The organism is Salicola sp. Rm-C-2C1-2 (assembly GCF_040196175.1).
Taxonomy (GTDB): domain Bacteria; phylum Pseudomonadota; class Gammaproteobacteria; order Pseudomonadales; family Oleiphilaceae; genus Halospina.
The window spans coordinates 496,784-508,764 of the sequence record NZ_JBEFNF010000001.1; the positions used below are offsets into that span (position 1 = coordinate 496,784).

13 protein-coding genes are annotated in these 11,981 nt (G+C 59.9%); 8 read left to right on the plus strand and 5 right to left on the minus strand.

The window, feature by feature from the left end; all coding sequences use genetic code 11:
* Positions 1 to 51: 51 nt before the first annotated feature.
* From AAF659_RS02255 to AAF659_RS02265, 3 genes are read left to right on the plus strand one after another with little or no spacing between them, the layout of a single operon-like run.
* On the plus strand, positions 52 to 1,746 hold the full coding sequence (locus AAF659_RS02255) for a carbon starvation CstA family protein (RefSeq protein ID WP_349750069.1): 1,695 nt from the start codon (positions 52 to 54) through the stop codon (positions 1,744 to 1,746).
* Positions 1,739 to 1,999, plus strand: a complete 261-nt coding sequence (locus tag AAF659_RS02260; RefSeq protein ID WP_349750070.1) for a cory-CC-star protein — start codon at positions 1,739 to 1,741, stop codon at positions 1,997 to 1,999. Before AAF659_RS02255 ends, AAF659_RS02260 begins: the two co-directional genes overlap by 8 nt.
* Positions 1,990 to 2,955 (plus strand): ArsA family ATPase, encoded by a 966-nt coding sequence (locus AAF659_RS02265; protein ID WP_349750071.1) that lies wholly within the window; start codon positions 1,990 to 1,992, stop codon positions 2,953 to 2,955. The genes AAF659_RS02260 and AAF659_RS02265 overlap by 10 nt, the downstream gene beginning before the upstream one ends.
* On the opposite strand, the gene AAF659_RS02270 is transcribed toward AAF659_RS02265, so the two are convergent.
* Both AAF659_RS02270 and AAF659_RS02275 read right to left on the minus strand, forming a co-directional pair.
* Positions 2,952 to 4,133 (minus strand): iron-containing alcohol dehydrogenase, encoded by a 1,182-nt coding sequence (locus tag AAF659_RS02270; protein WP_349750072.1) that lies wholly within the window; start codon positions 4,131 to 4,133, stop codon positions 2,952 to 2,954. The genes AAF659_RS02265 and AAF659_RS02270 overlap by 4 nt on opposite strands.
* Entirely contained in the window at positions 4,130 to 4,678 is a 549-nt protein-coding gene (locus AAF659_RS02275) for a hypothetical protein (protein WP_349750073.1), read from the minus strand. The genes AAF659_RS02270 and AAF659_RS02275 overlap by 4 nt, the downstream gene beginning before the upstream one ends.
* A gap of 264 nt (positions 4,679 to 4,942) precedes the next feature.
* Here AAF659_RS02275 and AAF659_RS02280 point away from each other — a divergent pair, with 264 nt between their 5' ends.
* A complete protein-coding gene (locus AAF659_RS02280) occupies positions 4,943 to 5,740 on the plus strand; it encodes an alpha/beta fold hydrolase (RefSeq protein ID WP_349750074.1) in 798 nt (265 codons plus the stop codon).
* Here AAF659_RS02280 and AAF659_RS02285 read toward each other — a convergent pair.
* Positions 5,723 to 7,012, minus strand: a complete 1,290-nt coding sequence (locus AAF659_RS02285) for a M48 family metalloprotease (protein ID WP_349750075.1) — start codon at positions 7,010 to 7,012, stop codon at positions 5,723 to 5,725. The two genes, AAF659_RS02280 and AAF659_RS02285, sit on opposite strands and share 18 nt — an antisense overlap.
* 79 nt (positions 7,013 to 7,091) lie before the next feature.
* Between AAF659_RS02285 and AAF659_RS02290 the strand changes: the two genes are divergently transcribed.
* The 4 genes from AAF659_RS02290 to AAF659_RS02305 all read left to right on the plus strand — a co-directional run bounded on the left by AAF659_RS02290 (position 7,092) and on the right by AAF659_RS02305 (position 10,281).
* On the plus strand, positions 7,092 to 7,568 hold the full coding sequence (locus tag AAF659_RS02290; protein WP_349750076.1) for a PaaI family thioesterase: 477 nt from the start codon (positions 7,092 to 7,094) through the stop codon (positions 7,566 to 7,568).
* Positions 7,565 to 7,996, plus strand: a complete 432-nt coding sequence (locus AAF659_RS02295) for a PaaI family thioesterase (protein ID WP_349750077.1) — start codon at positions 7,565 to 7,567, stop codon at positions 7,994 to 7,996. The genes AAF659_RS02290 and AAF659_RS02295 overlap by 4 nt, the downstream gene beginning before the upstream one ends.
* A 99-nt stretch (positions 7,997 to 8,095) precedes the next feature.
* Entirely contained in the window at positions 8,096 to 10,003 is a 1,908-nt protein-coding gene (gene htpG / locus AAF659_RS02300; protein WP_349750078.1) for a molecular chaperone HtpG, read from the plus strand.
* Between the two features lie 14 nt (positions 10,004 to 10,017).
* Positions 10,018 to 10,281 (plus strand): DUF2835 family protein, encoded by a 264-nt coding sequence (locus tag AAF659_RS02305; protein ID WP_349750079.1) that lies wholly within the window; start codon positions 10,018 to 10,020, stop codon positions 10,279 to 10,281.
* A gap of 17 nt (positions 10,282 to 10,298) precedes the next feature.
* Here AAF659_RS02305 and AAF659_RS02310 read toward each other — a convergent pair whose 3' ends face one another.
* Positions 10,299 to 11,318 carry a fatty acid desaturase gene (locus tag AAF659_RS02310; RefSeq protein ID WP_349750080.1) on the minus strand — a complete coding sequence of 340 codons (1,020 nt, stop codon included), beginning with the start codon at positions 11,316 to 11,318 and terminating at the stop codon, positions 10,299 to 10,301.
* A gap of 79 nt (positions 11,319 to 11,397) precedes the next feature.
* Positions 11,398 to 11,976, minus strand: coding sequence for a lytic transglycosylase domain-containing protein (locus AAF659_RS02315; protein ID WP_349750081.1), 579 nt, complete (start codon positions 11,974 to 11,976; stop codon positions 11,398 to 11,400).
* Between the last annotated feature and the right edge of the window lie 5 nt (positions 11,977 to 11,981).

Consider the following 11,981-nt stretch of genomic DNA (forward strand, 5'->3'; position numbering starts at 1 on the left):
CCTGCGGGAGCCCCTTTTCGTCCCACTTTCATTTCAGCACAGGAGGATGCCGTGACAAGCTGGCTGATGGCATTGATGGCATTTGCTGTCTTTTTTCTGGGTTACCGCTATTATTCCCGTTTCATTGCTGAGCGTCTGTTCCAGCTGAGTCCTGACTACCGGACGCCGGCGCGGCGGTACGAAGATGGCGTCGATTTTGTCCCCACCAACAAGTTCATCCTTTGGGGGCACCATTTCACATCCGTCGCCGGCGCGGCTCCTATCATCGGGCCTGCTATTGCTATGATCTGGGGCTGGGGACCGGCGTTGGCCTGGGTTCTGATCGGAACTGTTTTCATGGCCGGTATCCATGATTTCGGCACGCTATGGGCGTCGGTTCGTAATCGCGGCCAGTCTGTCGGAGTGATTGCGCGTAATGTCATCAGCCCACGGGCTCTGATGCTGTTTCTACTGATCATCTTCTTTTTGCTATTGATGGTGAACGCGGTCTTCGCCGTGGCGATCGGCACACTGTTCTCGTCCTTCCCAGAGAGCGTTCTGCCGTACTGGCTGCAGATCCCGATCGCCATCAGCATTGGATTCATGGTTTACCGGCGCAACTGGCATATTCTGATGCCCTCGCTGGCAGGGCTCGTTGTGCTGTTGTTCCTGGTCTACGCGGGCACGCTGGCACCGCTGGGTCTGCCCGAACAGATGGGCGGCTACTCCAGCACAGCCTGGTGGGTTCTGATTATGCTGGGCTACGGTGCCATCGCCTCGCGCCTGCCGGTCTGGCTGCTGCTGCAGCCCAGGGATTTCATCAATTCCCACCTGTTGTTCATCTGTCTGGCGCTGGTCTATTTGGGCGTTTTCGTGGGGCAGCCGGAGATTGTCGCGCCCATGTTCAATTCCAATGTCCCTGACGATGCGCCGCCCATCCTGCCGCTACTGTTCGTGACCATTGCCTGTGGCGCGATTTCCGGCTTTCACGGGCTGGTCAGTTCCGGTACATCGTCCAAGCAGCTGGCGCATGAAACCGATGCCCGGTTCGTCGGTTATCTGGGGTCCACTGGCGAGGGGCTGCTGGCGGTTGCCGCGATCCTGGCGACGGCCGCTGGTTTCGGTAGTGTGGCGGAGTGGAATAGCCACTACGGCTCCTGGGCCGAGGCGAGCAGCCAGGGGATTGCCGCCTTCGTCGAGGGTGCGGGCAACCATGTGAATAACCTGGGTATCCCCGTGGAAGTCGCCACGACCTTCATGTCCATGATGGTGGTAGCGTTCGCGGCCACTACTCTGGACACCAGCATGCGCCTGCAGCGCTTCATCCTGGGCGAGATTGGTCGCCAGTACCGGTTGCCGGCGCTGGGCAACATCAACTTCGCGACCGTGTTGGTGTTCGTCAGCTGCGCGGCCCTGGCGTTCTTTGCGGATCCGTCGAACCCCGGCGCCGGTGGCATGGTGCTGTGGCCGCTGTTCGGCACAACCAACCAGCTCACGGCCGGGCTTTCCCTGTTGGTTTTGACGCTCATCCTGTGGCACCTGAAGCGCCCGATCATCTACAGCCTGGTGCCGTTCCTGTTCGTGGGCGTGATGACCGCGTGGAGCATGATCATCAACATCGGCACCTACCTGCGGGATGGCAACATCCTGCTGGTGGTGATTGGCGGCTTCATTTTTGTACTCAACATCTGGCTGGTACTGGAAGGCGTCAACGCGGTGCGTCACAAGCGTGATCCCTCGCAAATGCTGGACCTGAACGATGATTAGGCAGGGGCTGCGGCGTCTTCTCGCGTTCTATGACGAGATGTACCAGGCTCCCTACCGCCGGATTGAAGGCCGTGCAAAGCGGCGCAAGGATGATCTTTTCCGGCTCATGGTGTTGTCCGAGTCTCTTGGGGTGCCTAATCCGGCCGGCTTCTACACCCTGGAGCTGGTGCCTTTTATGCTGGAGGACTTCCACGAGTGGCACCGGCGTATGGGGATGGAGCATTCTCCGCTGGAGGGTTTCCGTTGCTGCTAGGGCGGCTCTTCGGGCGTAAGGCTGCGCCGGTTGATACCGGCGCTGGGGCCCGCTTGGTGTTCTTCGGAGGCAAGGGCGGTGTGGGCAAGACCACCTGTGCCTCAGCCTATGCGTTAGCGCGGGCAGGTGACGGTGAGCGGGTGTTGATCATTTCCACGGATCCGGCCCATTCCCTGGGCGATCTGTGGCTGACCTCTCTGGGCGCCTCGGCGCGGGCGGTGGCGGAGGGCGTGGAGGCCCTGGAGCTGGACCCCGCGAAGGCTCTGGAGCGCTACATCAGCCAGGTCCGCGAGAACCTGCGGGATCTGGCCAGCCCGGAGGTGCGTGAGGCGGCGGAACGTCAGGCCTCGCTGGCTGCAGGAGCGCCCGGGGCCGAAGAAGCGGCTCTTCTTGATGAGTTGGTGCGCCTGACCCTTGAGAATGAAAGTCGCTACGACCGGATCGTGTTCGATACCGCGCCCACGGGGCATACGCTTCAGTTGCTCCAGCTGCCAGAGGTGATGCGGACCTGGACGGACGCGCTTCTGGAGAAACGCCGCGAGACGGTGGATACCAGTAGTGCGCTTCAGGGTGAGGAAGGTAGCCCGGAAGATCGGGCAGCGCGCCTATTGGCCGAGCGGCGCAATCGTTACAGCGCGATGCGGGACCGGCTACGGGATCCGAACCGGGCTCGGTTCATTCCAGTGCTGAACCCGGATCGGCTGTCCCGGGAGGAAACCCGCCGGATGGTGGCGACACTCGACGAAGTAAACGTACGGGTCGACACACTCATCCTTAACCGCGTTTTGCCCGAAAGCGCGGACGGTGATTTCGCCCGTCGACGCCGAGAGTCCGAAGTCGGGCATATTGAGGCAACCCGCAAGGCCTTCCCGACGTTCGCCCTCATTCAACTGCCCCTGAACGCCGGCGATGTGAGCCGTGACCAGGGGCTTGAGGAACTGGCCGGGGCGCTTTAGGCCCAGGCCTTCTCCAGTACTGCTCGCGCATCCTCGAGTGTCGTTTCCTTGGGATTGAACATGATGGCGCCATCGTCGATGGCCATCTGCGCGATCCGGTCCAGTTGGCTCTTTTCCACCTTGCCAGTTTCCTGCAGCGTTCGCGGCAGCTGGCAGTGGCGGTGAAGGTCGTCACGCAGCTTGCGGATGGTTGCGATGGACTCTTCGGCACGCTGGCTCTTGGGCGTCATGGCGTAGATTTCCGGGCCCGCGAGGTGCAGCAGCAGCTCGCTCAGCGGCTCGCGGATCTGTTCCAGGTTGTACTCCAGTACATAGGGTAGGAATACGCTCATGCAAAGCCCATGGGGCAGGTGGCAGGCGGCGCCCAGGGAGTGGCCCAGCGCGTGAACGAGGCCCACCATGGAGTTGGAAAACGCGATGCCTGCCATGGTGGAGGCCTGCGCCAGCTCCAGGCGGCGCTCGCCGTCGTCCGGCTTCTCCATCACCTTCAGCAGGTTGGTGCTGATTTTCCTGATGGCTGCCGCAGCATAGGCGTCGCTCAGCGGATTCTTGGCCAGGCAGGTGAAGGCTTCCACTGAATGGGTGATGGCGTCCATGGCCGTCGCGGCCGTGACCTGGGGCGGCAGGGTGAGCGTCATGCGTGGGTCGATCACCGCTGCGTCCGGCAACATGAAGCCAGAGGCGAAAGGCAGCTTGACCTGTTTTGCGGTATCCGCGATCACGGCCACATTGGTGACTTCGGAGCCGGTTCCGGCGGTGGTGGGGATCGCGATGAAGGGCTTGAGTGGGCGTTTGAGGACGCCGGAGCCGGCGTACCGCGCAATGTCTTCGCCGCCTTCGGAAACCAGGATGTTCACTGCTTTGGCGGTATCAATGGGCGAACCGCCACCGATGGCGAGGATGCCGTCGCACTTCTGCTTGCGGTATTCGTTCGCGATTGCCGTAACGGTCTGTTTGGACGAGTCCGCTGGCACATCATCGTAGACGACGGTGATGTCCATACCGCCTTCCTCACAGGCCGTCAGGACTTTATCCAGCAGACCAGCGTTACGCACGCCCTTGTCGGTGACGACCATGGGTCGCGCCACCGCGCGCGAACTGAACTCGTAGGGCAGGTGTTCCAGTGCTGCCTGTCCGGCAATGACTTTGACCGGGCAGAAGAATTCGTAATAGCTCATGATGACCTCACCGTGTCCACAAAATTCATTGCCACTTTCAGATAGATACGGGCCGCGCTGAAGACTTTCTCCGGCAGACCCAGATTATCCGGGTATTCCTTGACCGCGCGCGAGGCAACCAGGCGCGGGAGTATGAAGGTCTCAAGGCGGTTAAGTACGCGGGTCATGCGCACTGCATAGCCCAGGTCGCCATCCACCACCATACGGTCATTGGCGAAGGACTGGGCGGTTTTTTCCTGGAACGAAAGCACCAGGAAGGCGTGATGCAGGTGCTTGAACTGGATGCTCAGATCAGCACGCTGGTCAACATTGCCGCCGAGATACTGCAGGCTACCGTCGCGTTGTTTGCGTATGAACAATGCCGGACCTTTCGGCATGACCTGCATCGAGAAGAGGAAACCGTCAGGCAGAACGGCTGCCTCGTTGCGTACCTGGTCGTCCACCTCACTGATGGCTTCCAGGGACCGGCCCACTACATCCATCATAAGCTGGACGTAGGTGCGCTTCGCCTGTGAGGCCAGGGGTCTCAAACGTTGTCGGATCATCGTGATCGATTCCCTGAATGGAGAGCGGTTTTCGGGTTGAGCGTGATAGGCTACGCCACCGTGCGCAGGCCTACCTGAATTGTCCGACGCCTTTTGTACCACAGCGCCGGAACCGATGACAGGGTGGCAGATTATCCAGGACAGGAGGAACTGGCATTGGCACAAACGGCATCCGCTCCGATTTCAGGTTTGCAGTATTGGGAGCGCCGCACATCCGCGGGTCACCTCGTTACTGGTTGGCATTCGCAGCCAAGCGATCGTCCGGTGGTGCATTTCATCCATGGCAACGGCTATAACAGCCTGGTCTATCTCCCATTGCTGGAGCGCCTTGCCAAGGATTACGACCTGTTCCTGAGCGACGTGCAGGGCCATGGCGCCAGCGAGGCCAATGGTGACTTCCTGGGCTGGAACCGGACCTCGGAGCTGTGCGAGGAAACCTGGCGGGCTTTCGCGCCCCTCTGGGAAGGGCAGCGCCAGTACGCCATGGGCCACAGCTTCGGTGGCATCATGAGCCTGCTGATGATGGAGCGGGATCCGGCCCTGTTTGACCGTGCTGTCCTGCTGGACCCGATCATCTTCTCGCGGCCCATGCTGTGGGTGATGCGCATTGGAACCTGGACCGGGCTCTGGCAGAACAACAGTTTCTCGAAGAAAACGCGGCAGCGACGCCGGCGATGGCCGGATCGTGCCACGGCTTTTGAAAGCCTGGAAGGACGTGGCATGTTCCGGGGCTGGACACCGGAGGCGCTTCAGGCCTACGTGGATCACGCGTTGGAGAACCAGGAGGGGCAGGTGGTTCTGCGGTGCCCGCCGGAACTGGAGGCGGCAATTTTCGCTGGTTACCCCCGCGGCTTGTGGCGGGCCATGAAGCGGCTGCGCACTCCCAGCCACGTGATACACGGTGATGCCACCTATGACTTTGTGCGTGCGTCAGTGGCGCAATGGGAGACGCTCAACATGAATGTGAGCGCGGAAGCGCTGCACGGCGGCCACTGCTTTATGCAGGAGAGCCCGGATGCCGCAGCGCAAAGGGTGCGGGCAGCGCTAACCGCCGCTCAGTGATTCCAGCCGCTGACGTGCGATTTTACCAATCCGGCCTTCGCCCTGGGCCGCCTTCTGGTAGTACTGGCGGGCCTCCGTGTTGCGCCCCTGGCCAGAGACAGCATCGCCAAGTCCCAGGTAGGCGATGCTGGTTGGAACTACTTCCAATGATGCCTTGAAATCCTGTTCCGCCGCGTTGAACTTTTCCAGCTCCTCATAGGCAAGGCCACGTCCGATGCGGTAGCTGAACATTTCAGGGTAGAGTTCCACTGCCCGGTTGTAATCCGTCAACGCGGCCTGAGTCTGACCCTTTTCCATCCGGACGTCCGCTCGCAGATTCCGGAATGCGGCTTCATTGGGGACCTGCTCAATTGCCTGCTCCAGTAGCGCCAGTGCCTTTTCGGACTCGCCCTCGCTGGCTGCTTTCCGGGCCTGCTTATAAGCCTCGTAGGCATCGGTATCCTCGCGGATTCCGGCCATCATGCGCTGGTAGCGATCTTCTCCAAGGGCGCCATCACGTCCCAGCTTTTCCGCAATCTGGCGATTGGCTTCAACCCGTTCCTGGGAGGGAGGATGGGACTGGAACAGGCCGGTGACGAAGTTGCTCTGCTCATTTTCGGAAAGCCGCACGAAGACTTGCTGGAGTTGGACGGCGGCTTGCGGGTTGTAGCCGGCCTGGGCCATGTACTGCATGCCGTAACGGTCGGACTCAAGTTCATGGCTGCGACTGTACTTCGCCATGATGAGTTGGGACCCCAGGGCAGCGCCGCCCACGATCAGCCCGGCGTATTCGTTGTCACTCAGGCCCAGGCCGATTCCGATGCCTGCCACCCCAAGGTTGATGAGGGTGCCGCGCTGCATGCGCTGAGCACTGTGGCGCGCGGCCGCATGCACAATTTCATGCCCCATGACCGCCGCCAGTTGTGCCTCGTTATCAAGTTCGGTGAGCAGCCCACGGTTGATAGCGATTTTGCCGCCTGGCAAAGCCCAGGCGTTGGGTACGCCGCTGTTAATAACCGTGAATTCATAGGGTAAGTCAGGGCGGTCACTGACTTTGGCCAGGGACTGCCCGACTTCAGCAACGTAATTGTTGAGCTTCTCGTCGCGGTAGTAGCGGCCTCCCTGGGTCTGGATGGTGGGCTGATACTGCTGCTGGCCGATCTCCAGTTCATTGGATTCCGATACCAGGCGCAGCTCACGCTCGCCAGTGACCGGATTGACGCCACAGCCAGCCACAAGAAGGGCTGTGAGGATCAGGGTCAGAAGGGCGCTGGGGTGTTTCGGACGCCTCATGGTTTGGGGTACCTCGTCTGTGAATGGGGGCTTGTTTTCGTTATAGTGCGCCGGATTCGCAGCAGATTGCAAAGCCGCCATGAATGATGAAACCCTTTTTGGCCGGGTCTCGCGCTTTATCGGGACCCTGCGTCACTGCCAGCGCTTGGGGATACGGGCCGTTTCCGCCAGAGAAAATGAACTGGTCGTTGAGCTGCCCTATTCCGATGCCATCGTGGGGAACCCGGAAACCGGAGTGATCCACGGTGGTGCCATTACCACCCTCATGGACACGGCCTCCGGAACCGTTGTGATCTGTGCGTTGCCGGAATTCGAGCTCTGCCCGACGCTTGATCTGCGGGTGGATCACATGCGTGCGGCAGAGCCGGGGCACACGGTCTATGCCCGGGCCAGAGCCTATCGCGTGACCAATAACATCGTGTTTACCCGCTGCGAGACCTATCAGGCTGATCCAGAACAGACTATTGCCCATTGTGTTGGGACCTTCATGCGGATCGGTCCTGAGGCAACGCCCAAGGCCTACCGCGATCTGATCACGGGAGGGGAGGACGAATGAGTCTGTCCTGTGAAATGCGCCGTGCCATGGAGGCCGGTGATTACGAGGCCCTGGTGCGGGCCATCCCCTACGCCTGTACCCTGGGCATGGAGTGTGAGACTTTCGGGGAAGAAGTGGTCTTCCGCCTGCCGCGCAGCGACGATAATCTGGGTAACCCCATTCTGCCCGCCATCCATGGTGGTGTGATCGGCGGTTTTCTGGAGATGTCCGCCATGCTCTCGCTGATGATGTCCCAGGAGACGCCGCGGCTGCCACGGATCGTGGATTTTTCCCTTGATTATCTGCGTGCCGGCCTGGACAGGGACACCTTCTGTGAATGCCATCTGACGCGCCAGGGCAACCGGGTGGCGAACGTGATCGTGACCGCCTGGCAGCAGTCACGGCGTAAGCCCATCGCCACGGCGCGCGCGCACTTCATCATGGATTGAAGCTGCAGGCCCAGCCCTTGAAATCTGCCGCGCCGCCCCAAGATAGCGTGCTGACAACCGAATCAAGCAGGCATCAACCATGAAGGAGTGCGGCGCGTCATGACTGCCGAAGCACAGAAAGAAACACTTGGTTTTCAGACCGAGGTCAAGCAGCTTCTCAATATCGTCATCAATTCCCTTTATTCGAACCGGGAGGTCTTTCTGCGCGAACTGATCTCCAACGCCTCGGACGCGGAGGATAAGCTTCGGTTCGAGGCCCTCTCCAAGCCGGAGCTGCTTGAGGAGGATCCCGACCTGGCCATCCACCTCAGCTTTGATCAGGAAGCCGGGACCGTCACCATTCGGGATAACGGCATTGGCATGAGCCGCGATGAGGTGATCGAAAACCTGGGCACCATTGCCAAATCCGGCACATCCGACTTCCTCAATCAGCTCACTGGTGACCAGCAGAAGGACGCCAAGCTGATTGGCCAGTTTGGTGTGGGCTTCTATTCCTCTTTCATCGTGGCGGACCAGGTGGACGTTGTAACCCGCAAAGCGGACGCTGACGTGTCTGAAGGCATTCACTGGGTTTCCAGCGGCGATGGGCAGTTCACCATTGAGCAGGTGCCGGATGCACCGCGTGGGACTACCGTCACCCTGCATCTGCGGGAAGATGCGAAGGACTTTGCAGACGGCCAGCGTCTGCGGCATCTGGTCAAGAAATACTCCGACCACATTTCCTTCCCGGTCCGTATGCCACCGGAGCCGACCGGCGAAGAAGAGGAAAATCAGGAGGATCAGCCTGCCGAGGAAACCGTCAATGAGGCCACAGCGCTCTGGACCCGGCCGCGTACTGAAGTTACCGAAGATGAGTACAAGGCGTTCTATAAACACATCGCGCACGACTTTGAGGACCCGCTGACCTGGTCCCACAACCGGGTGGAAGGCGCGCTGGACTACACCAGCCTGCTGTACATCCCGGGTCGGGCGCCGTTTGACCTCTACAACCGCGAAGCATCCCGCGGGCTCAAGCTTTACGTACAGCGTGTGTTCATCATGGATGATGCGGAGCAGTTCCTGCCGCTGTACCTGCGGTTCGTGCGCGGTGTGATCGACAGTAACGACCTGTCATTGAACGTCTCGCGTGAAATTCTGCAGAACGACAGCACTGTGGAAAGCATTCGCACCGCACTGACCAAGCGGGCGCTGGATATGCTGAAGAAGCTGGCTAATAATGATCCTGAAAAGTACCAGCAGTTCTGGGATCAGTTCGGCCAAGTAGTGAAGGAAGGGCCGGCGGAGGACTTCGGCAACCGCGAGAAGATTTCGCCGCTTCTGCGCTTCGCCTCCACGCACGCTGGCGATTCTACCCAGAACGTTTCGCTGGATGACTACGTGGCCCGCATGAAGGAAGGTCAGGAAAAGATCTACTTCCTGACGGCCGATTCCCATCAGGCGGCCGAGGCCAGTCCGCACCTCGAGATCTTCCGCAAGAAGGGCATAGAAGTGCTGCTGCTCACAGACCGCATCGATGAATGGATGATGGGCTATCTCAGCGAGTACGAAGGCAAGCACCTGCAGGACGTCTCCCGCGGTGAACTGGACCTGGACGAGGTCGAGTCCGAAGAGGAGAGGAAAGAGCAGGAGCAGGCTTCCGAGGAACATAAGGATCTGGTGGAGCGGATCCAGAAGACGCTGTCCGAGCGCGTTAAGGAAGTGAAGGTAACCAAGCGCCTGACCGAGTCACCGGCCTGCCTGGTGGTTGGCGATTACGACATGGGCCAGCAGATGCGCAAGATCATGGAAGCGGCCGGTCAGCCGGTTCCGGATTCCAAGCCGATCTTCGAGATCAACGTGGATCATCCGCTGGTGCAGCGGCTTGAGACGGAACAGGGCGAGGAGCGGTTCTCGGACCTGACTCAGGTGATCTTTGATCAGGCTACTCTGGCCAGTGGTCAGGAGATTGAGGATCCGGGCACCTATGTGTCCCGTCTCAACCGTCTCCTGCTGGAACTGGCTGAGTAACCGGGGAGGCACCTGTGAAACCGGAGTCCGTGATCGTGGATGTGGCCATCCCTCGTGATGACTGGCTCCGGGTCTATGAAGGCAGCGCCCATCGCGTCTATGTGGTAGCCCGCGATGGGCGCTCCGTCGTTTTCCCCGCCCGTATACTGCAACGCTGGATGGATCACGACGGCGTCTATGGCACTTTTGTGATCAGTTACAACAGCGAAGGCCGATTCGATTCCGTCCGGAAGATCGCCGACCTGCCCAAATCAACGCCGACAACCCAGGTAGAGTAGGTTAAACCGAGCTTGTTCTATCCCGCCTTCGCTTCCCTGAATGAAACCAATCGCCGTTTTCCCTCGTCCCAGAGTGCCAGGTGCACCGAGCCAAGACTCTCACGCAGTGTGAGCCGACTGAAGTTCTGGAGTTCCGGATAATCGCGCAATACCTCGGGAAGACGGTAGCAGGGGATGCGGCTGGCCAGGTGATGCACATGGTGCATCCCGATGTTGGCGCTGAACCAGCGCAGGATACCTGGCAGTACATAGTAGGAGCTTCCATGCAGCGCAGCGTCCTGGGCGTTCCACTGGTCCTTGTGTTCCCAGTAGGTGGTCTCGAACTGGTGCTGCACATAGAACAGCCATACACCCATAGTAGAGGCGAGCAATGTGATCGGAAGCTGAATCAACAGGAAGGGGCCCAGTCCGATCAGCCAGATCAGTCCGCCTGCCAGTGCCGCAATGCCGGCATTGGTGCCCATGGTGCTGATCCAGGGCATCCAGCCATCACGCAGGAAGCCGAATGGCAGCCGGTAGTTGAACAGAAAAATGAACATAGGCCCGAAACCGAACAGCACCAGCGGATGACGGTACAGTCGATAGCGCCATTGCTGCCATTTAGGAAGGGCGAGGAACTCGTTCACGGTCAGGGTGTCAAGGCCGCCAATGCGCGGCCGGTCCAGGTTACCGGAGTTGGCATGGTGAAGGTTATGGGCATGACGCCAGAAATCATGAGGAGTGAGGGTGAGTACGCCGATCATTCGGCCTGTCCAGTCATTGGCGCGCTTTGACTGGAAAAATGCCCTGTGGCTGCAATCATGCTGGATCATGAACAGTCGTACCAAAAAGCCGGCCGCGGGGATGGCCAGAATCAGGGCGGCGGGCCAGTATCCGGCACTGACGGTAAGCCACATTAAAAACCAGGTGAACGCCAACGGGATCGCCGTGACCAGAAGCTCCACTATACTGCGTGCCAGCCGTGGCTTGCAGTACGTCCTGAGGGTCTGCTTAAGGAATCCGGGAGTAGTCGTGATGTCTGGTGCTGCTGTACTCATGGTGCTTTCTTCGTGACTCTGGTGTTGATTGGACAACTCTGCATCACAAGCGCCACAACGTCTGTACGCTAGCGAACGTTCAGTCATTTACCCGGAAATACCGTTCCAAGGCATTAAAAACGCGCTCGGGATACCAAGTCTTACCCGCGCTGCCATTATAGCGAGCCAGGGCACGCGCCATATTCCCGTCTTCCTTATTCAAGTAATGACTCAGGATTGTCGTGCCGTACACCAGGTTAGTCTCAATGTTGGTCAGATTGTCGCCAGGGCGGCCGATCTCGTTTTTCCAGAAGGGCATCACCTGCATCAGCCCCTGAGCGCCTGCGGAAGAGATGGCGAACCGATCAAAACCGCTTTCCACCTTAATGACGGCCAGCACTACTTCCGGTGAAAGGCCGCGGCGGCTGGCTTCCCGATGAACGAGGCGCAGAATCCGCAGGCGTCGTTTATGGTTGTCGAGCCAGCGCTTGGTGCGCCCGGACATGTCTACCAGCCAGACCTCGGCGTCGAAGCGGTCATCAAAACTGTCCGAGGCGTTGACGGCCTCGCGTAGCCTGCTCCTCAGTTCGGGATTGGATTCAGTCGTGGTCGCGGCATGGATGGGGGCTGCCAGAAGCAGGGCAAGCCCCAACAGGGCGATGCTGAAAACAGTGCGCATGCCCT